Here is a 23,790-nt window from a genome sequence, read left to right as displayed (position 1 = left end):
ACGTATTTATGCGCTAAATTACATTTTTATCGGTGAAATTACATTGCAAGTTACAATAACAGAAACATCGTACGAAATTGATGGATTAAAAATCGCATGTCAGCGATTAAACAATACCAATACAAAAATTATCGCACTTCATGGTTGGCAAGATAATAGTAATTCGTTTTTACCCCTTATTAATCAAATGCCTCGCTATGATTGGTATGCGATTGATTTCCCAGGACATGGACTTTCAAGCTGGCGCAATAAACAAGCGCATTATTATTTTATCGATTATGTAGATGATGTTTATCGCGTGTTGCAGCAAATCGCGCCAAATGAAAAGGTGATTATTGTTGGTCATTCAATGGGGGCTATGGTTGCTAACCTATTTGCTGCCTGTTTTCCTGATAAGGTTAAATGCGTTATTGCAATTGAGGGGCTAGCGTGTGTTACAACACCAGACTGTGAAGTAACAGCGCAATTAAGAAATGCCATTGAAAGCCGTGCTAAACCAAGTAGTAAGCGAGTGTTTAAACGCTTTGACCAAGTTGTTAATGCGCGACTTGCAGTAAGTGACTTAGATTATGACAATGCAGCGCTCATTATGAAAAGAAACACACAGCAAGAAGAAGATGGCATTAAACTTTTTACTGATCCTAAACTCAAACATCACTCTGGTTTTCGCTTTAGTCCAAGCCAATGCCAAGCAATTTGTAAAGATACAACTATACCAATTCTCCTAATAAAAGCGCACAATGGATTTAAAATGATATCGCAAGCGATTGAAAATTATGGACAACTCTATACAAACTTAGGTGTAATAGAGGTCCCTGGTGGGCATCATTGTCATATGGAATATGCGCAAGCGATTGCAAAGGAGGTTGACGTTTACGTAAACGGTGTAAACTAAAGTTTGTATAACGTCACTAAATATGTGAATATTAGCCCTTTAGAGTAATTACTCAATTGTTAAATTGCCTTACATGAATTAAGGTTTAAGTTGAACACAAAAACACAAACAATAAATATAATTTATAGGAGCCTATCGTGGAAAAGATTTGGTTGAAGCGTTACCCAGCAGGTGTTCCTGCTGAGATAGATCCACAGCACTATGACTCCCTGCTTGAACTATTTGAAAAGAGCTTTCAAGACTATGCAGATCTTCCTGCCTTTGAAAATATGGGTAAGGTATATACATACCAACAGATGGATGACGCAACTAAACGATTTGCTTCATATCTTCAAAATCAGCTAGGCGTTAAAAAAGGTGATAAAGTTGCGGTGATGATGCCGAATTTATTACAAACGCCAATTGCAATTCTTGGTACACTGCGTGCGGGTGCGACTGTTGTAAATGTAAACCCGCTTTACACTACGCGTGAGCTTGAGCATCAATTAAACGACTCAGAAACAAGCACCATTATTATTCTTGCTAACTTTGCTCGTACACTTGAAGAGGCGCTACCAAAGACGAATGTTAAAAACATCGTAGTAACTGAAATCGGTGACATGTTAGGCGGCGTTAAAAAGCACTTAGTTAACTTTGTTGTAAAGCATCTTAAGAAGATGGTGCCAAGTTATAGCCTACCAAACATTATCGATTTCACAGATGTGATGAAATCTGGTGATGTATCTAAATATACGCGCCCACATTTAACGCAAGATTGTTTAGCATTTTTACAATATACCGGTGGTACTACCGGTGTATCTAAAGGCGCCATGCTTACCCACGGCAATATGGTGGCAAACCTTGAACAAGTAACAGGTTGTTTAGACCCACTACTTAATAAAGGTAAAGAGATGGTAGTAACAGCGTTACCGCTTTATCATATTTTTGCCTTAACGGCGAACTGCCTAACTTTTATGAAGTACGGAGGCCATAACCTTTTAATCACTAATCCGCGCGATATGAAAGGCTTTATTAAAGAACTTCAGGGCAAAAAGTTTACCGTAATGACAGGTGTAAATACCTTGTTTAACGGCCTGTTAAATACGCCTGGATTCTCAGAAATTGACTTTTCGTCGCTAAAAATATCGCTTGGTGGCGGTATGGCAGTACAACGCCCTGTTGCTGAAAAATGGCAAACGGTTACTGATTCTCGCTTGGTTGAAGGTTATGGATTAACTGAATGTGCGCCACTTGTTACTGTTAGCCCGTATGACCTTGCAGCATTTAATGGCTCGATTGGTTTACCCGCGCCAAGCACAGAACTTAAAATTGTAAAAGATGACGGTACTGAAGCAGAACTCGGTGAAGCAGGGGAGCTTTGGGTTAAAGGTCCTCAAGTAATGAAAGGTTATTACAATCGTCCAGAAGCAAGTGCAGAATGTTTAAAAGACGGCTGGTTTGCTACCGGTGACGTTGCTAAATATGACGAAGAAGGCTTCTTCTATATTGTTGACCGTAAAAAAGACATGATTATTGTATCTGGCTTTAACGTATTCCCAAATGAAGTGGAAGAAGTGGTAGCAATGCACGAAGGTGTGCTTGAAGTTGCGGCTGTCGGTGTACCACATGAAGTAAGTGGTGAACAAGTTAAGATTTTTGTCGTGAAAAAAGACCAAAGTCTGACAGAAAAAGATATAATCAAGCACTGTCGTGAAAACTTGACCAATTATAAAGTGCCAAAGTTTGTGGAATTCCGCGAAGATTTACCAAAAACAAATGTTGGTAAAATTTTAAGACGCGCACTTAAAGAAGCAAGTTAAATAGGGAATACCCTAAAAAGAAAAACCGGCAATCTGCCGGTTTTTTTATGAGGAAAAGTAGTGCAATACTCATTTATTACAGAACAACAAGAATTAGACTCAGCGGTCGCTAGTTATAAAAAAAAATCGGTACTCGCGGTAGATACCGAGTTTATGCGACGCCGCACCCTTTACCCAGAACTTGCATTATTGCAAATTTACGACGGCGATCGTATTTGCCTTATTGATCCAACGTTAGATCTTGATTTGTCATCGTTTTGGCAGCTGATGGAAAATCCAAATATTATTAAAGTGTTGCATTCGCCATCTGAGGACCTTGAGGTATTTGCACGCCACGGTAATTGTACTCCAGCGCCCTTGTTTGATACTCAGTTTGCATTAAGTTTATTAGGCGAGCGCAACTGTGTTGGTTTTGCCAATATGGTTGAAATGTTACTTGAAGAGCAAATCGACAAAAGTGAATCACGCACTAACTGGTTGCAACGCCCATTAACGAAAGCCCAGTTAGATTATGCAGCTGCCGATGTATTTTACTTAATGCCTTGTTTTAACATTATTAACGAAAAACTAAACGATGATAAGCAAGCGATTGTGTTTGGTGAAAGCGCAGTTGTTGCTAATAAGCGCAAATATGAAACACCGTTAGAACTTGCCTATCTAGATATTAAAAACGCGTGGCAACTTAACCCGAAACAATTAGCAGTGCTTCAGCAATTAGCAGCTTGGCGCTTAAATCGCGCCCGTGAGAAAAACTTAGCACTTAATTTTATCGTTAAAGAGCACATTTTATTTGAGATAGCCAAAACACAGCCAACTCATTTTGGTGCATTAAAACGTTTATGTGAAGGCGACCAAGGCTTACTTAATCGTTATGGTAAAACCTTGTTAAATCTTGTGAAAATCGGTTTAGATAAAGACGAAGCCGAGCATCCAGAAAAAATCCAACGCTTAATAGACTTTCATGGCTACAAAAAAACGTTAAAAGAGCTACGTGCTGAACTAGAAAAAATCGCCAAAGACAATGATATTCCACTTGATGTTTTAGCAAGTAAAAAACAAATGAATCAATTGATCAGCTGGAAGTGGAAAGGCAAGTCTAAGTTTGATGAAGGTGCGCTCTTAAAACCCGATTTAATGACGAGTTGGCGCGGTGAAATGGTTAAGCATTCACTAAAAGACTGGTTTTAAACTGAGATTATAAAAGCCTGCTTCACGCAGGCTTTTTTATGTTTACTTATCGTCAGGCAAAGTGACATTGAGTTCGAGTACAGCCAAGTCATCTTCGTTTTGTTCAAGCTGAACTTGAACCTGATCTTGTTCGATATTTACGTATTTACGGATCACTTCAAGAATATCTTGTTTAAGCTGTGGTAAATAATCAGGCGTACCACGACTTGAGCGCTCATGCGCTACGATGATCTGTAATCGTTCTTTAGCTAAACTTGCTGTTGTTTTCTTTTGTGAGCGAAAGTAATCAAGTAATGACACATTAACCTCCAAATATCCGTTTAAGTAGGCCCTTCTTCTCAGCTTCTAAAAAGCGAAAATCTACTTTTTCACCTAATAAACGGTCAATCGCATCAGAATACGCTTTACCCGCATCAGAATCTGAATCAAGAATTACAGGCTGACCCGAGTTAGACGCATTAAGTACTGCTTTTGACTCAGGAATAACGCCCAATAAATCGATTGCTAGAATATCTTGAACATCTTCTACCGACAGCATTTCACCAGTAGCAACACGCTCTGCGTTATAACGTGTTAATAGCAGGTGCTCTTTAACATTTTCAAGCCCTTCTTCAGCGCGTTTTGACTTACTTTGTAAAATACCCAAAATACGATCTGAGTCGCGCACTGATGAAACTTCAGGGTTAGTCGTAACAATTGCTTCGTCTGCGAAGTAAAGTGCCATCATTGCACCTGCTTCAATACCCGCCGGCGAGTCACATATGATAAAGTCGAAATCTTTCTTAAGCTCGTTTAATACCAGCTCAACGCCTTCTTTGGTTAACGCGTCTTTATCGCGCGTTTGCGAAGCAGGTAAAATAAACAATTTTTCTACACGCTTATCTTTGATCAATGCTTGGTTTAAGTTTGCTTCATTGTTGATTACATTAACGAAATCATAAACAACACGGCGCTCACAACCCATAATCAAATCAAGGTTACGTAAACCAATATCAAAGTCGATAATAACGGTTTTGTATCCTTTTAACGCAAGCCCAGTGCCAATCGCTGCACTTGATGTTGTTTTACCAACACCGCCTTTACCTGATGTGACAACAATAACTTTTGCCATGAAATCTATCCTTTAAACCAAAGCTGAAATTTTTAATGATTCGTTTTCAAGTGAAATACATGCAGCATTGCCCCATGATTCACCTTGCAGTGAGTCGCTCAGCCAGTAGTTTCCGTTAATTGAAACTAACTCAGCATTAAGCTTTTGGCAGAATATAACGGATTCTTGCCCTTTTGCGCCAGCGATAGCGCGGCCACGTAATGTGCCATAAACATGAATATTGCCATCGGCAATCACTTCAGCGCCTGGACTTACAGAGCCTGTAATAATGAGATCCCGGTTCTTCGCATAAACTTGCTGACCACCACGCACATTGCCACTAATAATTTGCGCGGGTACAAATACCTCTTTTTCAACAATTGATGTATTTGCAGCTGATTGTGGCTTTGCTCTAGGTGCTTGGTCTTTACTGTAATTTAGTATTGATAGTTTGTGCAGTTTAGCGGCAGTGTTTTGCTCGTCCGTACCGTTACACACACCTACAGGATTAAGCTGTAGGTCGATTAAAGATTGCTTTAACTTTGCAAAGTCAATGTGTTCGTTTGGTACAGACTGAAGGTTTACGACAATTGGCGCACCGAAGAAAAACTTGGGTACTTGAGCAATTTTTTCGTCAAGTTGACTAATCAAACTATCTAGATCGTTTTTAAATAGATGCAATACAGATAGTGTAAAAAGGTTCCCTTTTAGTTCAAAAATTTGTTCCGACATAATCTCAATTATTATTATAAAAATCACAGGCCGATTTTATAGAAGAATCCAGCCATTAAGCGCAATTTATCTCACTTTTTGTGTATGCCATGGTATAGTGTGATGCAGTGTTACGCAAGAAGTAAAAGGTGTTTGAATGCTCAGCGCAGTGTATAAAAGTAAAAAAAAGGCAGATACCTATCTGTACGTTGAAAAAAGAGATGATTTTTCAAAAGTTCCGGAACCTTTAATGGCAACTTTTGGTCAACCAAGTTTTGTAATGCTAATTAATTTAGCAAAACGTGAACAACTTGGTACTGCTGATCTAGAAAAAGTGAAGCAAGAATTAGCTGAAAAAGGATTTTATTTACAGCTACCGCCAAAACAAGAAAGTTTATTAGATGAATTTAGAAAACAAAATGGAGTCACTGACTAGTGTTTAAAAAACTCGCCCTAATCACAGCAAGCCTTATTTCGGTCTCTACCTTTGCAGATGAAGAGCAAGCCAAATTTAACCAGTACGTTGCAGATTTAAAAGTAGAAGCGATTGAAAAAGGGTTTTCACAAAAGATCGTTGATAACGCCTTTGCAACCGTCAAGTTTAAGAAAAAAGTTATTAAAGCGGATAAAAATCAGCCTGAAGTAAAAGAAACGTTAGAAACTTACCTGCCAAAGCGTGTACCTAAATGGAAGATCGATAGAGCCCGTAAACTGTATAAAGAAAATCAAACAGAGCTTGAAAAAATTGCTGCTAAGTATGGCGTACAAGCGCGTTTTATCGTAGCGCTTTGGGGCCTTGAAAGTAATTTTGGTAAAATCCAGGGCTCGCATCCGGTTATCTCTTCAGTGGTAACGTTAGCATACGACGGACGTCGCGAGGCACTGTATAAACGCCAACTTTGGGCCGCGTTAACGATTTTAGAAGAAGGCCATATTGATCTTGACCACTTTAAAGGTTCGTGGGCCGGTGCAATGGGTCAAACACAATTTATGCCAACGTCGTTTAATGCTTACGCTGTCGATTACGACGGCGACGGTAAAAAAGACATTTGGCAAAATAAGCTCGATGCCTTCGCATCTATTGCAAATTATTTGAATAAAGCAGGCTGGAATGACTCACTAACATGGGGCCGTCAGGTAGTATTGCCTGAGGGCTTTAATAGTGAACACATTTTGCAGCGCGGCACGCGTACACGCAAACAATGGCTCGAGAATTGGAATAAATCAGAACGCGGTCTAGCTGATTGGCAGGCACTGGGTCTTCGCCGTACTGATGGCACTGATTTACCAAATGTTGGTATTACCGCAGCGCTTGTAATGCCAGATGATGAAAATGGCCGTATGTATTTGGCATATGACAATTACAAGGCGCTAATGCACTGGAATCGCTCTTATTACTTTGCGACTTCAGTTGGCTATTTATCCGACCGTATCGGTTACCCTAAAATCTAACCACCTATTTATCGGTGCCAGTGGTTTTATCTGGCACCTTTTTCTCTTCGCTTTTCTTACATAACTAGCTTAAAATGTCGCCCTGAAATTTAGGGGCACATATGTTAGAAGATAAATTTTGGCTTAAAAAATCGTTGGCAGAGATGAACAACGATGAATGGGAAGCCATTTGTGATGGCTGCGGTAAATGTTGTTTACACACTTTTATTGACAGCGATGAACAAGACGAAAGTTTTGAAAGTACCGACGTACTGCGCGAAGGCGAAGAGATTATCTATACTGCGATTGTGTGTCGCTATCTCGATACTAAAAAATGTTTTTGTACTGAGTATGAAAACCGCACAACTTTAGTGCCTAGCTGTGTAAAACTCACTAAAGATAACATCGATAATATCTTTTTTATGCCACCAAGTTGTAGCTACCGTCGTTTACATGAAGGGCGTGGTCTTGCGTCTTGGCATCCACTTTTAAATAACGGCAGTAAAGCGATAATGCATCGTATGGGGATTAGCGTTAAAGGCCGTGTAATGAAAGATAACCAAATCGATATGGATTTGTTTGAAGACTACATAGCCGATTGGCCTAAAGAGGACCACGATTAATGAGCAAGGTACAAGTGGTACTGATTAACCCAAAAAGCGCAACAAATGTGGGTGGCGTAATGCGTGCTGCAGGGTGCTATGGCGTTGAAAAGGTTCACCACACAGGTAATCGTTATGGTTTTGCGCAAAAATTTGCAACCGACACGAAACAGCGTATCGATGAAATACCACTGTGTGCACTTGAAAATATCGAAACACTAGTAAAGTCCGATACTAAAATGATCGCTGTTGAATTAATTGATGGGGCAACACCGTTGCCGCATTTCGAGCATCCTGAAAATGCCATTTATGTATTAGGGCCCGAAGATGGGTCAATTCGTAAAGACGTACTAAAGCACTGCGATGATGTTGTTTATGTGCCGACAGTTGGCTGTATGAATCTTGCTGCAACGGTTAATGTTGTTTTATACGATAGACTTGCAAAGGCTAAGAATACCGACTATTCAAGAGAGTTTTTGTTACAAAACCGCGATAATAATAATCGCGTTACGTTTAAAAAGAAAAACTAACTGGTTAGTATTTAGTCAACAGGAAATGAGAAATGAACGTCGTTATCCGTTTTAATACATTTATTATAATGATAACAGCTGTTACAGCTTTTGACCTAAATGCTACCGAACTTGAAAAACAATGGGGTATTGGTGCAACTATTAGGCAGGCAAGTATTCCATTTAATACACAAAGTGACACAGTCAGTAGCTTTGTGCCCATGATGTTCTACAAAAATGACTCTTTTTATATAAAAGGTTTAGAAGCTGGCGCTTATATCCACACCAATGAAAGCCATTATTTTAATGTTATAACGCGTATGCGCTTTTTCGATATTCCAATTGAATATCAAAATCAAGTTCAAGGTGACACGTTCGATTTCGGTGCACAACATAAATATCAAATTGATCAATCACAGTATTTTATTAGCGAACTAATGTCTGACTTAGAGGGCAACCCTTACTTGAATTTTGGTTACCTTTATAACTACGATGAAAATAATTGGGATATTAATCTATCAACTACATTGCGTTATAAAAGTGCTTCATTTAACAGTCACTATTATGCACTTAATGAAATAACCAATGAGAAGACAGGTGCAGGCGCGGATATTACATTAAAAGCAGAAGGGCGTTATCATCTAGTTAGTAACTTATACTTACTTGGCTCAGCATCTGTTACTGCGTTTAATAACAATGTAAAACGTGTTAGCGCAATCGGTGATTCATTCTCTCATGAGTTATTTCTAGGCTTTGCCTTTTTTAATAACAAACATAACGCACCCAAGCGTATTGATAACGACGCTTATTGGCGCATCTCACATGGTTGGGCCACTCCTTCTAATATAGGTGATATCCTCCGTGGAGATAGCGAAAAAGATCCGTTTAATAATCAGTTAACCTCAGTTTTTTATGGCCACCCATTAACCGATAATCTCTTTGGCTTACCACTTGATATATATCTAACATCAGGCATAGCATGGCATTGGCAATCTCAAGTGCAATCCAATATTCAAGAGTATGTTGTAGCAATCAAAGGTTACTACACACTGCCTTTGCCGTGGCGAATTCGACTTGGTATCGCAGAAGGCTTAAGTTATGTTTCTAATGTTACTTATATTGAACGTACTGAAATGGAAGAGAAAGGATATCGGCCAAGCGAACTTATGAATTACTTAGACTTCTCCTTAGATATAAACTTAGGTGACATATTTAATACGCAAAGTCTATCTAGTACTTGGTTAGGCTATAGTATTCATCATCGTTCATCTATCTTTGAATCAGCGCAACAATTTGGCCGCATAAAAGGCGGCAGTAACTACAATACCCTATACGTTCAATTTAATTTTTAGTCCACGTATAAATTACTCAACGTCAGAAATTGTTTTAACGAGTATTCATCAATCTAGTGAGCTTTGCTTTACCTACCCTAAATATGACTAATTTGTAACAAGGCGATAATACTATAAATGATTATCTGTCATCTCAATGAAAAATCTTGGTTATAATTTAGTTAACATTTCTTTTCATAATCTATAATTCAAAATTTCAACTACCTGATTTTAATAAATTAAAACATCTTCTTTTACAATTATATTGACATGTAATGTAAATGACATGTTTATGAAACCCTTGTGTCATTTTGTGCCTCTAGACTATGCGCAATCATTTAATAGGGTTACATAAAATGTTTACAACTAAGTTTAGTAGAAAGATATTGTTAACAGCGCTAGTTGGATGTTCGCTAACTGCCGTTGCTAATGAACAACTTAAGCCTGTGATAGACAGCGCAGATAAAATTAATAAATCAGCGCAAAAGTCGCAAGCAAAAATAGATAAAATTGCTGACACAATGCAAGGTCGCCTTCAGCAATTTAAAACTGTTAATAAAGAGATTGATGGTTTAACGATTTATAACAAGCAATTAGAAAAACAAATCGCAAATCAATTAACAGAAATGGACAACATTAACGTATCAATTGACCAAGTATCGGTTATTGAACGTCAAATTACGCCATTAATGCTTAAGATGATCACCTCACTTGAGCAGTTTGTAGCATTAGATGTGCCTTTCTTACCTAACGAGCGCGCAGAACGCTTAGCCACATTAAAGCAGTTAATGGACCGCGCAGATGTCGCATCAAGTGAAAAATTCCGCCGCGTATTAGAAGCTTACCAAATCGAAGTTGACTATGGCCGTACCATTGAAGCGTACACCGGTCTTATCGATGTTGATGGCCAAGAGCGTGAAGTGGACTTTTTACGTATTGGTCGTCTTGACCTTATTTACCTAACGAAAGATGGCAAAAAAGCGGGTGTATGGAATACCGACGCTAAGGCGTTTGAGCGCTTACCAGATAGCAATATTTCACAAATCAATAAAGCAATTCGCATTGCTAAAAAGCAACTTGCACCAGACATGTTAACGCTACCTGTTAAAGCAGTTTAATTAGAGGCCATTATGTTAGTTAAGAAATTCGTAAAATCTGTTATTGCTGCAAGCACGCTATTCACAGCAAGTGCAGTTGTAGCACAGCCAGTCGACCTTGATTCACTGTTAAAAACACTTGAGCAGGGTAACTACCAACAATCACAAGATAACCAACGCCGCGAAGCTGAGTTTGCTAAAGCAAATAATCAACAAGCTGCGATGCTACGTTCGCGTATTAATGAACGCGATGGATTAATTTCTACATCGACGCGTCTTGAAACTCAGTTTGAAGAAAATGAAATCAAACTCGCGAATATGAGCGAAACGCTAAACAAACGTATGGGGTCATTAAAAGAGTTATTTGGTGTGTTACAGCAAGTAGCGGGCGATACACAAAGTAAATTTATTACTTCAAACGTATCTGCTGAATTGCCAGGTCGTGGTGCTTTCTTAAGCGAACTTGCGCAAAAAATGGGTTCGAGTTCAAAACTTGCGTCAATCGAAGATATTGAAAAAGTATGGTTCGAATTACAACGTGAAATGACCGAGCAAGGTAAAGTATCGCGCTTTAACCGTGACGTGATTGTTGCTGGCGGCGAAAAAGTAAATAAAGAAGTGGTACGTGTTGGTTCATTCAACTTAATTGCGGATGGCAAATACCTTACTTACAACGAAACCACTAACACACTCTCTGAATTGACGCGTCAACCAGCGTCACGTTTCCAGTCAAGTGCGGCAGATTTACAAGCAGCAAACTCAGGTTTTGTTGATTTTGCCCTAGACCCAACAGGTGGCTCAATCCTTGGCTTATTAGTTCAGGCGCCAAGTACTGAAGAGCAAGTACACCAAGGTGGTGCAGTAGGCTACGTTATTTTAGCGGTAGGTTTAATCGGTCTATTAATTGCGTTAGAGCGCTTTGTTTCTCTTATGATTATGGGCGGCAAAATTAAACGTCAGCTTAAAACCGATGTTGCATCAGAAGACAACCCACTTGGCCGTGTAATGAAGGTGAAAGATCAGTACCCAGATGTAACTTACGACACCCTAGAACTCAAATTATCAGAGGCCATTTTACGTGAAATGCCGCGTATTACACGCAACTTGACGCTAATTAAAATCATTTCTGTCGTTGCACCGTTACTGGGTCTACTTGGTACTGTAACCGGTATGATTAACACCTTCCAAGCAATTACGTTATTCGGTACTGGTGACCCGAAACTAATGGCTGGCGGTATTTCAACAGCGCTTGTAACCACAGTGTTAGGCCTTGTTGTGGCAATTCCTACGGTATTTATTTACACATTACTTAATACCCGCTCTAAAAACCTATTGGTAATTTTACAAGAGCAAAGCGCAGGCATTATTGCTGAGCGCAGTGAGAAAGGTGCGCAGTAAGATGGTTATCTTTGCGGACTTCATCAACGCGATACGCGATTTTCTAGACACCGGCGGCTCTGTGCTGCTGGTGATCGGAGTCCTGATTTGCGCAATGTGGTTATTGGTAATTGAGCGCTTTATGTTTTTGTTTACAACATACCGTTCAAGTAAAAAATCAGTGATCACCAACTGGTTCGCACGCGAAGAGCGCAATAGCTGGGAAGCGGAGCAAATCAAACAAGCAAATATTTCGCGTATTAGCTTAAAGCTAAATCACAATTTACCCATGATCAATATGTTAGTAGCCCTGTGTCCATTACTTGGTCTACTTGGCACGGTAACCGGCATGATTGAGGTGTTTAATGTGATGGCAATTACCGGTACGGGCAGCGCACGCTCCATGGCATCGGGCGTATCAAAAGCGACTATTCCAACTATGGCAGGCATGGTAGGTGCGTTATCAGGGGTATTTGCCTCTACGTATTTACAGCGTAAAGCAAAGCGCGAAGTAGCGCTACTTGACGATAAATTGGTCTTAGACCACTAACACCAATTTTAAACGAATTTTAGGAGCTAGTAATGAGAGCACCATTAGCAAATGTATTTCAAGAAGAAGAAAACGAAGAAATTAATATGACGCCGATGCTCGACGTTGTATTTATCATGCTGATTTTCTTCATTGTAACGGCCACTTTTGTTAAAGAAGCCGGTATCGATGTAAACCGACCTGAAGCTGCAACAGCAGTACAAAAAGAACGTGCCAATATCCTTGTTGCAATATCAGATAAAGGCGAAATTTGGATTAACAAACGCCAGGTAGATGTACGTGCGGTTCAAGCGAACATCGAACGTTTACATGCAGAAAACCCACAGGGCAGCGTGGTTATTCAAGCTGATAAAAAAGCCACTACTGATACCTTAATTAAGGTAATGGATGCGGCGCGTTCAGCAGGTGTGTTTGACGTATCAATTGCGGCTCAGGAAGCGTAACAATGCGTTATTTAATTTCCACTTTAATCGCGATTGTTGTAACTGCTTTATTGTTTTTCGGCATGCAGGCGCTAATTCAAAGTGGTGATGGTGTGGCAAGTGAACCGGTAAAAGGTAATGTACTAGATTTTGTGCGTCTTAAACAAGAAGAGACTGTGCAAAAGAAAGAACGTAAGCCGCAAAAGCCGCCAAAGCCAAAAGAGCCACCACCGCCAATGGCGCCACAAGCGAGCAGTAGTGAAAGCACTGATACAGCGAGTAATTTTGATTTTTCTGCCAATGTTGACACCAATGTTGATTTAGCTGCAGGGCTTGCGCTCGATTCCGGTGATGGCGAATACCTACCAATTGTTAAGGTATCACCTGTTTACCCTCGTCGTGCGCTGAGCCGCGGTATTGAGGGTTACGTTATTGTTGAATTTACCGTAACTAAATCAGGCACAGTAAGTGAGCCGCGTGTAATACAAGCTGAGCCAGAAGAAATCTTTAACCGTGCCGCTATGGATGCCGCGCTTAAGTTTAAATACAAACCGCGCGTTGTTAACGGTGAAGCCGTTGAAGTAGCTGGTGTACAAAACAAAATTACATTCCAAATTAATGGGTAGTTTGTTAGCGGGAACGTCCCGCTAACACTTTAAATAGTTAGGTTGAATTACAATGTTGAAAAGAAATTTAATTAGTATTGCATTAGTTGGTTGTGTATTTGGCGCGCCAATGAGCGATGCGATGTTCCACACACAGTTTGCTTCAGTATCTGCTGAAGAAGTTAAAACTAAACGTGTTCCGGCACTTCGCAACAAAGTGTATACGCAACTAGCGCGTGCACAAAAACTTGCTGACGACGGCGATGTAGCAGCAGGCCTTGAAGCACTTGATATTGTTCAAAAGAAATCATCAAGCATGAACAGTTACGAAGTAGCCATGATGTACAACTTTTACGGTTTTATTTATTACAATGAAAACCGTGTTAGTGAGGCCATGGCGGCATTTGAAAATGTGGTAAAGCAAGACCCGATCCCAGAAAGCTTAAAGCTCAATACCATTTTTTCGTTAGCGCAATTAGCAATGGCTGAAGGCCAATTCGATAAAGTGCTAAGTTATCTTGATAGTTGGGAGTCGCTTAATACCAAACCGCCTCAGGCAAACTATTATGAGCTAAAAGCCAACGCCAGTTATCAAGCGAAGGACTACCAAAGCGCAATTAAATACATTAATACCGCAATTAACCTTAATAAAGTTGATAATAAAGACGTAAAAGAAAACTGGTTTATTTTACTGCGCGCGTCTCATTATTCATTAAACCAACCTAAAGAAGTGGTACGTGTACTAGAAGAAATGGTGCTGCGTTTTGACAAACCCGAATACTGGGTGCAGCTGGCTGGCATGTACGGCGAAGTAGGCCAGGACGATAAACAACTGGCACTCATTGAAACAGCAAAACAACGTGGTTTCTTGGACGATGCAACTAAGCTTAAAAATCTGGCACAAATATATATGTATTCAGGTCTTGCTTACAAAGCAGCAAACGCGATGGAGCTTGGGTTTGAAAAAGGCAATATCGAAAAATCAGCTAAGAACCTTATCTTTGTAGCAGAAGCGTATATGCAAGCCCGTGAAGATAAAAAAGCGGTGCCGTATTTTATTGCAGCCGCAAAACAAACTGATACTGGTGAATATGACCGCCGTTTAGCAGAAGTGTACTTAAACTTAGAACTATTTGATGAAGCGGCTGATTCTGCGCGTGCTGCGTTAAGTAAAGGTAGTTTAAAGCAAGAATCAAACGCGTATATTGCGCTTGGAATGGCGCAATACAACTTAGAAAACTTCGATGCCGCGATCTTGGCATTTGAGCAAGCTAAAAAATACAAAAAGTCAGAACGCTTAGCGGCACAGTGGCTGCAATATGTGAAACGTGAAAAACTTGATAAAGACACGTTAGCCAAGGCTTATTTGTAACATACCTATCAAAATAAATTTGTAATCAACCCTAAGGGACCTTCATGGTCCCTTATTTCTTTGTATTTCATACACTTTTAAAACAACTAATTTATACATGTAAGTTTGTTGAATTTAAGAAATCTGACAAGAAACTGTCACGCATATGTTAAGTAAGTGTAACCCATTTGACACATAAACCCTCTAACTTAGAGCCAGTTCTAAATTAGTGCACACGCACATAAAAAGCGAAAAAGCTTAAAAACTATCAACGGAGAAAACAATGAAACTTTCTGGTTTATTTAAAGTGAGCATGGTTGCATCAGCACTTACTCTTGCAGGTTGTGGCGGCGATATCAATATTACACCAACTACAGTCGATAACAGCGTAGACAACTCTGTAACAAACCCAGGTGGTTCAAATCCAGACCCAATCTCATGTGCAACGTATACGCTTGACGGTGCATCGTTCACAGGTGAAGCAGACGGCGTAAACTGTGTTTACAGCCAAGCATTTGCCAGTAACGCTAAAGACATCACAAGCTCTTTCGTAATCCCAGCACTTGAAGATAACGGCGCACATATTTTCGAAGGTGCTTTATTTATCGGTGAAGACATCGATACGTCAACGGGCGCAACAATTGATGATAATGGTCCAACACTTTCAATTGAAGCGGGCGCAACTATTGCGTTTACTAAGCCAGAAAGCTTTATCCGTATTGCACGTGGTGCAAATATTGAAGCAATTGGTGAAGTAGACAAGCCAATCGTATTTACCTCAATTTCAGAGATTGATGGCGATGATTCAACAACAGCACAAATTGGTGACTGGGGTGGTATTCAGGTAAATGGTCGCGGTCACTCAATCCGCTGTACAGCAGATGCAGCAGCGCAAGATCTATGTAACCACGCAGCTGAAGGTATTGTTTCATACTACGGTGGTAACGACCCACAAGATAACAGCGGTATTTTAAAGCACATTGTTATCAAATACGCAGGTTTCGGTGTTGAAGGTGACGAGCTTAACGGTTTAACACTTAACGCAGTAGGTTCAGGCACTACAATCGATTATGTTCACGTTCACAACGGTTTCGATGACGGTATCGAGTTATTCGGTGGTTCAGTTAATCTTAAACACATCGTTGTAACTGAAACTGGTGATGACGGTATCGACTGGGATGAGGGTTGGAAAGGCATGGGTCAATACATCCTTGTTCACTCAAAAGAATACGGTAACCACGGTTTTGAAACTGACGGTGCGAAAAAAGATCCGCTTTCTGATGACGGCCAAGGCTTAGTAACAACAGTATCAAACCCAATTATCGCAAACGCGACTGTAATCGGTACAGGTTCAGCAGGTGCTGAAGGTCGCCGTACTGGTGCCGGTATGGAAATGAAAGAATGGGGTAAAGCAACAATGGCTAATATCCTATTCGCAAACTCATCTACAGAAGCAGGTGCAGGTTGTTTTGACCTTTACAACGAAAAAGATAAGTCAGGCGCAGCGGGTGTTCATGCAAACGCGAAAAATGGTGACATCACGTTTGAGAGCGCAATTTTTGCATGTGGTCTTAACTTTGAAGACGTTAACACGGCACTTGAAGGCGATTTAGCTGGTTTTGACATCGCAGCGTGGTTTGCGGCAGGTAACAATAACCAAACCATTGGTTTTGCTAATTTTGAAAACATCTTTGCAGCAGATGGCGTATCAGCGAAAACAGCAATGATGGATAAAGACGGCAACGCAGTAACTGTTGTTGCAAAAGACATGAGCGAAGTGAACTCATTCTTTGATAACGCAGGTTTCGTTGGCGCAATTCAAGAAGGCGCAACAGGCGATTGGGCAGAGTTTGTTAAAGCGTCGCTAGAGCGCGCTGGTCACTAATCTAAGCCAAGTAGTGAGTTTAGGTGTGGCGTTAGCCACACCTCTTTATAAAAACTATAGGTTTAGAGGATTATATAATGAAACCAAAAAAGCAGTTTAAAGCTAATTTAGTTACGCTTTCAGTGCTTTGTGCGTTTTCGTCATTTTCCTCAATAGCAGATGAAAATGAACAACCACAAGTACAAAAGGAAATTGAAGAAGTTGTTGCAACCGCAAGCCGTTTAAAAGGCAGTGCAAGTGCAGTAATTGAAGAGCGTAAAAACCAAGCTTTCGTTGCCGACATTATGGGTGCTGAGCAAATTTCACGTACGGGTGATTCAGACGCTGCATCTGCGCTTCGTCGTGTAACAGGTTTAAGCTTAGTCAACGATAAATTTATTTATGTTCGTGGTTTAGGTGAGCGTTACTCGAGCGTTCGATTAAATGGCGCATCTGTACCGAGCCCAGATTTAACGCGTAGCGTTATTCCACTTGATATCTTCCCATCAAGCATTATCGAATCACTTTCAGTACAAAAAGCCTATTCACCAAATATGCCAGCGGCGTTCGGTGGTGGTGACGTAAATATTCGTACTAAAAGCATTCCTGATGATCGCGTGTTTAAAGTGGATATCGGCGCAAGCTATAAAGATACTAATGATGAAGGTTACACCTATGAAGGTGGCAGCGATGATTGGTTAGGTACAGACGACGGCACACGCGCGATGCCTGGTACGGTGCGTGCTGCACTTAATCGTTATGTTAACGGTCTATCGGATATTTCTATTCGAAACATTCGTGATATTGAGTCAAAAGCGCTTGGTGAAGATATCGGCCAAGACGCCGCGATTGCGTTAAACAAAGACCTAATTAAAGCATTACCGCGTGATTATGGATTACAAGAAGAAAGCCTAAATCCAGATTTTGGTATTAAAGCGGTTTATGGTGACCGTTTTGACGACGTGTTTGGCTTTGGCGGGTCACTTGGCTTTTTAGCGAGTGTTGCTTACGATAACGAATGGTCAAACTCACAAGAGTTTTCTGCTGTATTATCGGCAGTAGATGCGGCGCAAAGTGGCGACTGTTCAAAACAAAGCTTTGCATGCTATTCAGCTAAAAATGATAAGCAAACGACCAAAAATAATATCAAGCTAAATACCTCTTTAAATTTAGGTTATAAACTTGATGGCCATGAATTAACGGCAACATACATGAAACTTCGTGATACAGAAGACGAAGCGTCAGTTGCTATTTATCAAGAGCCATCAAAATCATTAAGCATTGATGATGGTCAAGTACAGCGCAGTCATACAACGTCATTTGAAGAGCGTGAATTAGATATTCTTCAAGTTCGCGGTCAACATAACTTAACATGGAGTTTGTTAGATGGCGTTGGTGTAGATTGGCATTATACCGATTCAACAGCGACGACTGAAATTCCAGGTGAACTTGAAATAACTGTGCGCGATGCGTATCAAGACGGTCAATACCAACGTACCTTCTATAATGGTTCACTCGGTGGTAACCCGTATTTATATCGCTTTGTTGATATGGAAGATCAGGTTGAAAACTGGGGTGTAAATGTAAACAAGGTATTTTACTTTGATGGTTCTGACATTGAGCTTTCAGGTGGTGGTTACTTTATAGAAAAAGCGCGTGATTATCGCACTGACTTCTTTAACTACCGCTTTGCACAAACTCAACAAGTAGAACTGGCTCAAAGTGAAGATGATGCATTAAACATTGGCAGTTTCTTCAGTAACGACAGCACAGTAGATAACACAGATGTTGAGCTATTATTCCAAGAGCCAACAGCAGATGACTACTTAGCAGCGCAAATGATTGACGCATATTTTGGTGCATTCGATTACACCATTAATAACAACTGGCGTTTAAGCGGCGGTGTGCGTTATGAAGATTTCCGTCAAGTTGCGTTAGCGTTTTCACGTAGTGCATTTGACCCTGCATTGCTCGAAGATAAGCTAAGCAGCGAAGCAATTGAACAAGCGACCGTAATGGAAGACGACTACTTTGGTTCACTTTCTATGACATACAGTCAAGAAAGCTACCAAGTACGTTTTGGTTACGGCAACACAGTTGTTCGCCCAGATTTACGTGAACTTACGCCTGTTCAATATCAAGACCCACTTACTGATTATCGTACCCTTGGCAATCCGTACCTAGAGTCAAGTTACCTTGATAACTTTGACACGCGTGTGGAATTTTACCTAGATAACGGCGATAACTATTCAATTGGTGCGTTCTATAAAGACATTGATAGCCCAATTGAAGCATTACTTACTGAAAGTGATGGTCGTTTTACGCTGCAATTTGATAACGCAGACAACGCAGTTGTTTACGGTATTGAAGCAGAATGGATGACAGAACTGAGTGCCGATATGTTAGGTGGTGCGTTCTTTACTTCAGGTAACTTAACGGTAAGTGATTCAGAAGTAACTATTTTAGAGAGTCAGCGCGGTGATTTAACAAACCTTAAACGCCGAATGACAGGTCATTCTAAGTACGTTGCAAACGTTCAGCTTAACTATGATTCTCACAATGGTAATCATCAAGCGTCCGTTATCTACAATGTATTTGGTGACCGTATTCTTGCGGCTGGTGTTAATAACTTTGACGATGCATACGAGCAACCAATTAACTCGTTAGACCTTGTATATAGTTATTATCCAAATTTTAACTCAACAATTACGTTCAAAGTTAAAAACCTGTTAGGTCAAGACTTTGAAGTTGAGCAAAATGACGTGTTAATTCGTCAAAAAGAAATGCCAACGGAAATCAGCTTAGACTTCTCATACGAGTTCTAACAACATAGACTTTCAACTAAACCTAGCGTATTAATTTACCTAGCCAAAAAGCTCAACTTCGGTTGGGCTTTTTTTTATGATTTTTATTCAACAAAGCCTTTTATACTGTAGATTTCTAGAAGTCTAAATGATAGATTCAAATTTCTGCACTTTGTAGAACATTAATAACTCTCACGCATCAAAGTTATTACATTTTATTTAGGAATTAGAATTATGTTAAAAGTTGGTTTAGTCGGTTGGCGTGGTATGGTTGGCTCCGTATTAATGGAGCGTATGCAACAAGAAGGTGATTTTACGAAAATTGATGCGACCTTTTTCACCACCTCACAAACCGGCCAACTTGGACCTGATATCGCAGGTGACGCAAAACCATTATTAGATGCAAACGACATCAATGAGCTGGCTAAAATGGACGTAGTACTCACGTGTCAGGGCGGCGATTATACCAAAGCTGTGTACCCAGCATTACGCGAAACCGGTTGGAATGGTTACTGGATTGATGCTGCATCTGCACTACGTATGGCTGATGACAGTATTATTGTATTAGATCCTGTAAACCTTGATGTAATTAAACAAGGGTTAGAGCAGGGGGTTAAAACCTTTGTTGGCGGTAACTGTACTGTTTCACTTATGCTTCTTGCTTTAGGTGGCTTGTTTGAGCAAGACCTTATTGAGTGGGTAAGCCCTATGACTTACCAAGCAGCATCGGGTGCAGGCGCACGCAATATGAAAGAACTCATTGCGCAAATGGGTGAAATTCATCACGAAGTGGCCGACAAACTTGATCCTGCATCGGCTATTTTAGAAGTGGATAAACTGGTTTCTGAAAAAATTAAATCAGACACTTTGCCAACCGACCAATTTGGTGTGCCGTTAGCAGGTAGCTTAATCCCATGGATTGATGTGCCAATGCCTTCAGGTCAAAGTAAAGAAGAATGGAAAGCGGAAGTTGAAGCAAACAAGATTTTAGGTAGCAATAAGCAGCCTATTCCAGTTGATGGATTATGTGTAAGAATTGGCGCTATGCGCTGTCATTCACAGGCGATGACAATCAAATTGAAAAAAGACATTTCGGTGGAAGAAGTTGAATCAATTTTAGCGTCACATAATCAGTGGGTAAAAGTTGTACCTAATGAACGTGGAGTAACAAGTAAAGAACTAACGCCAGTTAATGTAACCGGAACATTATCAATTCCTGTTGGTCGTATTCGTAAATTATCGATGGGCCCAGAATATATAAGTGCGTTTACGGTTGGTGATCAGCTGCTTTGGGGTGCAGCGGAGCCACTGCGTAGAATGTTACGTATCATTACTGATTAATATTAATCATCTATTGTTTAAAGCCACCTGCGGGTGGCTTTTTTGTACCTTCAATTCAAAAAGTAAATGTCTGAACGTATTATTTACTTTCTAAGCACTTGTTTATATTTAGAATAAAACTATACCTATTCTAAATTAGAGACTCGTATGTTGATAAGGCAGGCAACACTTGAAGATTCAGTGGCGATTAGTGAACTGATAAGTAGATTAACGATAAAGTACGTATTACCATCATGTGAAAGTAAGACTCACGATAGATTACTGAGCTCAATGATTCCCGAACAGGTAAAACAAAACCTACAAAGTGACTACTATTATTTGCTTGCAGAAAACGCCAATAAACAACTAATCGGTGTTGTCGGGCTTAAATATTATAGCCATCTCTATCATTTATTTGTCTGTGATAATCACCAAGGGCGGGGCTTCGCTAAAACCTTGTGGCAAACCATAAAACATGATGCAGAGCGTATCAATAATACTAAGCAGTTTACCGTTAACTCAGCAATAACTGCTGAAAGTGTTTATTTATCCTTTGGATTTAAACGACTGTCAGGCATACGTAATAGAGACGGCATGGTAGATATACCGATGACATTAACCCTTTAATTTTATAACAATTATAGTTAACTACGAATTAGAGATTTCATTAGTTTAACAGTTGTGCAATAGTTAATCGATAATAACAATAAACTCGCGACTATGCGTGTAGATAAAAACGGAATTTACTTTGAAATCTTACCTAACTATATTTGCTTCAGCGATACTAATAATTGGTTTTATTCCGGTTTCATATGCAAATAATGCAACTGAGTTTGTAAAGGAATTAAAAAAGCACTATCAAAATACTCGTTCGATAAAAGCATTCTCTCTAACCCATAGTTATCTTGGGCAAAGTAACCCGTATCAGTCGTGGGATTTTAATGCGCCGACTCGCTATAAGGCGTTTAAAATTACCGATATTGATATGACAAACCAGCATTATTATCAAAATGTAGTGCACCATTACACTGGAGGTTTATATTTCGATGAGGTGCATTTTCAAAATGATACACAAAGCTTGCGATACGAACGAAACGGTATCTCATTAGGTAAACGCGCTGCGCCGCAAAATATGAAAAGTTATGACCGCTACAAAAACCTTACTTTGATGAATATTGATTTTTTTGCAGTAAATCCATTGCTAGAAGAACAAAACATCGAACAAAATGTAAGTTATTCAAAGGCAAATAATAAAGTGACTCTAACTCACCACGCATCACATGAAAGTGAAATAGAATATACATTTAGTACAAATCCGACACGCTTAACCTCAATTAATAACAAAACACGCAATCGCATTTTTATTTACGATGACTACAAATACAATAATGGTTTTTTGTTAGCGCATTCACTTATTAAACATTATAACGGTGACGCGTTACCGAACTTTATTACACGAATTGAAGCGTTTAATACGATAGATAGAATTGAGCCTGAAAAACTCGTTTTACCACAAGGGTATTACCTTAAACAAAGCCCAAACAATAGGGCGCTTAAAGTAACTTCTATTGCTAACAAGCTTTATTTAATTACTGATGACAGCAATCATTACAATACATTATTTTACGTAAATAATAATGGTATTACTGTTCTAGGTGTACTTAGAAATGCCAATATGGCGGTTGATATCATTGAAAAAATAAAACAAGTTCAGCCAAATAAAACTATTACAGGCGTATATGTAACACACCCATATAGCGATCATATTGCGGGCTTATTGCCATTTGTAGACAATGGCGCAACAGTTTATGCAGATAACTACACCATAAGTGCGATTAAGCAGTATGTGAAATTTAAAAATGATATTTCACGTTTTAAGTTTTCACCAATTAGACATGGCCAGAAAATGCATGACATACAGTTTTTTGTATTAGAAAACGCTCGCGCAAAAAGGCAAAGTTTTGCGTACTTTAAAAATGCAGGCATTATTTTCCAAACTGATTTTTTAGAAGTCGCTAACGACAACACCATAGCAAAATTGCTACCAAGCTATAGCCATCAATTTATGAAATTTGTTTTACAAGAAAAACTCAACGTAAAACGCATCGTTGGCTACCACAGAAACAACAACATCACTAAAGACGTAATGGAAAAATCACTTAAAGCAAATACGTTATAGTCCAGTATGTTTTTAAGAGTTCGTTTGGTAAATTTCAGCGTTAAATTGATAGCTCTGTTTTAGGTTTCAATTAAGCTATTTACAAATTACATATCATTGGCGGAATGCAACGAGAAATACATAAATTTATTTGAGAATACGTCGTAGCGTAAAGCTAAGTAGATTTGAAAAAGTAAGGAAAATACATTAATAAATGTATGAAATATTCAATTTAACATAACGTACATTATAGGATTTAGTGTGTGTAGCTATACTAATTCTTTAGTGCAATTTTCGAATTATGTTCTTACCTATATCAAGAATAAATTATTTTATAAATTACGTTTTACGTGAGTGACATAAAAAAACAACGTCAATTACTCAGCATATACACAATCGCGGTTATTGTAACTGCTATCGCGCTTACATTTGTATCACTGTATTTTTATAGTCAGGTTGATAAGCAATGGCGTTTGTATTCAACTAATGCACAGCAACTATACCCATTACATGACAAGCTCACACAAAAATGGGATACGGCGAATTCATTCATAATTTTAAAAATTTAGTATTACGTAAAGATGTTGAGCGTTACCTGCCATTGCTAAATCAAAGCCTACAAGACATAAAATCTATTTTAGAAAGGCTTAAGCAGTTTAATCAGTATACGCCTGAGTAAATTAATA

The 23,790-nt window shown here is 39.4% G+C and carries 22 protein-coding genes; 19 read left to right on the top strand and 3 right to left on the bottom strand.

Features of this window, described 5'->3' with window-relative positions; all coding sequences use genetic code 11:
* The first annotated feature begins 43 nt into the window (after positions 1–43).
* From ACXAFE_RS15725 to rnd, 3 genes are all read left to right on the top strand, one after another.
* Positions 44–895: an alpha/beta hydrolase gene (locus tag ACXAFE_RS15725; protein WP_475154467.1), complete on the top strand. Its 852-nt coding sequence runs from the start codon at positions 44–46 to the stop codon at positions 893–895.
* A 137-nt stretch (positions 896–1,032) separates the two neighbouring features.
* Positions 1,033–2,694, top strand: coding sequence for a long-chain-fatty-acid--CoA ligase FadD (gene fadD, locus ACXAFE_RS15720; protein ID WP_475154465.1), 1,662 nt, complete (start codon positions 1,033–1,035; stop codon positions 2,692–2,694).
* Between the two features lie 60 nt (positions 2,695–2,754).
* Positions 2,755–3,882, top strand: a complete 1,128-nt coding sequence (gene rnd, locus ACXAFE_RS15715) for a ribonuclease D (protein ID WP_475154462.1) — start codon at positions 2,755–2,757, stop codon at positions 3,880–3,882.
* Positions 3,883–3,924: 42 nt separating this feature from the next.
* On the opposite strand, the gene minE is transcribed toward rnd, so the two are convergent.
* The 3 genes from minE to minC are packed head-to-tail and all read right to left on the bottom strand — an operon-like array spanning position 3,925 to position 5,704.
* Entirely contained in the window at positions 3,925–4,182 is a 258-nt protein-coding gene (gene minE, locus ACXAFE_RS15710; RefSeq protein WP_010559208.1) for a cell division topological specificity factor MinE, read from the bottom strand.
* 1 nt (position 4,183) lies between these two features.
* On the bottom strand, positions 4,184–4,993 hold the full coding sequence (gene minD / locus ACXAFE_RS15705; protein ID WP_010559207.1) for a septum site-determining protein MinD: 810 nt from the start codon (positions 4,991–4,993) through the stop codon (positions 4,184–4,186).
* 12 nt (positions 4,994–5,005) lie between these two features.
* Positions 5,006–5,704, bottom strand: coding sequence for a septum site-determining protein MinC (minC, locus tag ACXAFE_RS15700; protein WP_475154448.1), 699 nt, complete (start codon positions 5,702–5,704; stop codon positions 5,006–5,008).
* 136 nt (positions 5,705–5,840) lie between these two features.
* On the opposite strand from minC, the gene ACXAFE_RS15695 reads away from it, so the two are divergent.
* The 16 genes from ACXAFE_RS15695 (at position 5,841) to ACXAFE_RS15620 (ending at position 23,125) form a co-directional block, all read left to right on the top strand.
* A complete protein-coding gene (locus ACXAFE_RS15695; RefSeq protein WP_010559205.1) occupies positions 5,841–6,119 on the top strand; it encodes a YcgL domain-containing protein in 279 nt (92 codons plus the stop codon).
* Between the two features lie 35 nt (positions 6,120–6,154).
* Entirely contained in the window at positions 6,155–7,135 is a 981-nt protein-coding gene (locus ACXAFE_RS15690; protein WP_475157750.1) for a lytic murein transglycosylase, read from the top strand.
* Positions 7,136–7,236: 101 nt separating this feature from the next.
* Positions 7,237–7,737 (top strand): YcgN family cysteine cluster protein, encoded by a 501-nt coding sequence (locus ACXAFE_RS15685; protein ID WP_475154441.1) that lies wholly within the window; start codon positions 7,237–7,239, stop codon positions 7,735–7,737.
* Positions 7,737–8,246: an RNA methyltransferase gene (locus tag ACXAFE_RS15680; protein ID WP_475154435.1), complete on the top strand. Its 510-nt coding sequence runs from the start codon at positions 7,737–7,739 to the stop codon at positions 8,244–8,246. Before ACXAFE_RS15685 ends, ACXAFE_RS15680 begins: the two co-directional genes overlap by 1 nt.
* Before the next feature lie 32 nt (positions 8,247–8,278).
* A complete protein-coding gene (locus ACXAFE_RS15675) occupies positions 8,279–9,577 on the top strand; it encodes a MipA/OmpV family protein (protein ID WP_475154432.1) in 1,299 nt (432 codons plus the stop codon).
* 335 nt (positions 9,578–9,912) lie between these two features.
* Entirely contained in the window at positions 9,913–10,674 is a 762-nt protein-coding gene (locus ACXAFE_RS15670; protein WP_475154429.1) for a DUF3450 domain-containing protein, read from the top strand.
* 12 nt (positions 10,675–10,686) lie between these two features.
* Positions 10,687–12,051, top strand: a complete 1,365-nt coding sequence (locus ACXAFE_RS15665; RefSeq protein WP_475154426.1) for a MotA/TolQ/ExbB proton channel family protein — start codon at positions 10,687–10,689, stop codon at positions 12,049–12,051.
* Position 12,052: 1 nt separating this feature from the next.
* Positions 12,053–12,580 carry a MotA/TolQ/ExbB proton channel family protein gene (locus tag ACXAFE_RS15660; RefSeq protein WP_010559199.1) on the top strand — a complete coding sequence of 176 codons (528 nt, stop codon included), beginning with the start codon at positions 12,053–12,055 and terminating at the stop codon, positions 12,578–12,580.
* A 32-nt stretch (positions 12,581–12,612) separates the two neighbouring features.
* Complete coding sequence (locus ACXAFE_RS15655) at positions 12,613–13,023, top strand: ExbD/TolR family protein (RefSeq protein ID WP_010559198.1); 411 nt, start codon at positions 12,613–12,615, stop codon at positions 13,021–13,023.
* A 2-nt stretch (positions 13,024–13,025) separates the two neighbouring features.
* Positions 13,026–13,628, top strand: coding sequence for an energy transducer TonB (locus tag ACXAFE_RS15650; RefSeq protein WP_010559197.1), 603 nt, complete (start codon positions 13,026–13,028; stop codon positions 13,626–13,628).
* A gap of 52 nt (positions 13,629–13,680) precedes the next feature.
* Positions 13,681–14,979 carry a tetratricopeptide repeat protein gene (locus ACXAFE_RS15645; RefSeq protein WP_475154411.1) on the top strand — a complete coding sequence of 433 codons (1,299 nt, stop codon included), beginning with the start codon at positions 13,681–13,683 and terminating at the stop codon, positions 14,977–14,979.
* 262 nt (positions 14,980–15,241) lie between these two features.
* Positions 15,242–16,843 carry a hypothetical protein gene (locus tag ACXAFE_RS15640; protein WP_475154405.1) on the top strand — a complete coding sequence of 534 codons (1,602 nt, stop codon included), beginning with the start codon at positions 15,242–15,244 and terminating at the stop codon, positions 16,841–16,843.
* 77 nt (positions 16,844–16,920) lie between these two features.
* Positions 16,921–19,647 carry a TonB-dependent receptor domain-containing protein gene (locus ACXAFE_RS15635; protein ID WP_475154401.1) on the top strand — a complete coding sequence of 909 codons (2,727 nt, stop codon included), beginning with the start codon at positions 16,921–16,923 and terminating at the stop codon, positions 19,645–19,647.
* A 213-nt stretch (positions 19,648–19,860) separates the two neighbouring features.
* Positions 19,861–20,967 carry an aspartate-semialdehyde dehydrogenase gene (gene asd, locus ACXAFE_RS15630; protein WP_475154398.1) on the top strand — a complete coding sequence of 369 codons (1,107 nt, stop codon included), beginning with the start codon at positions 19,861–19,863 and terminating at the stop codon, positions 20,965–20,967.
* A gap of 147 nt (positions 20,968–21,114) precedes the next feature.
* A complete protein-coding gene (locus tag ACXAFE_RS15625; RefSeq protein ID WP_475154397.1) occupies positions 21,115–21,573 on the top strand; it encodes a GNAT family N-acetyltransferase in 459 nt (152 codons plus the stop codon).
* 121 nt (positions 21,574–21,694) lie between these two features.
* Complete coding sequence (locus ACXAFE_RS15620) at positions 21,695–23,125, top strand: MBL fold metallo-hydrolase (RefSeq protein WP_475154393.1); 1,431 nt, start codon at positions 21,695–21,697, stop codon at positions 23,123–23,125.
* Positions 23,126–23,790: the final 665 nt, after the last annotated feature.

The organism is Pseudoalteromonas sp. ABV4_021 (genome assembly GCF_056159365.1).
The sequence above is the reverse complement of the archived record's forward strand: the minus strand, read 5'-3'. Positions and strand labels throughout refer to the sequence as shown.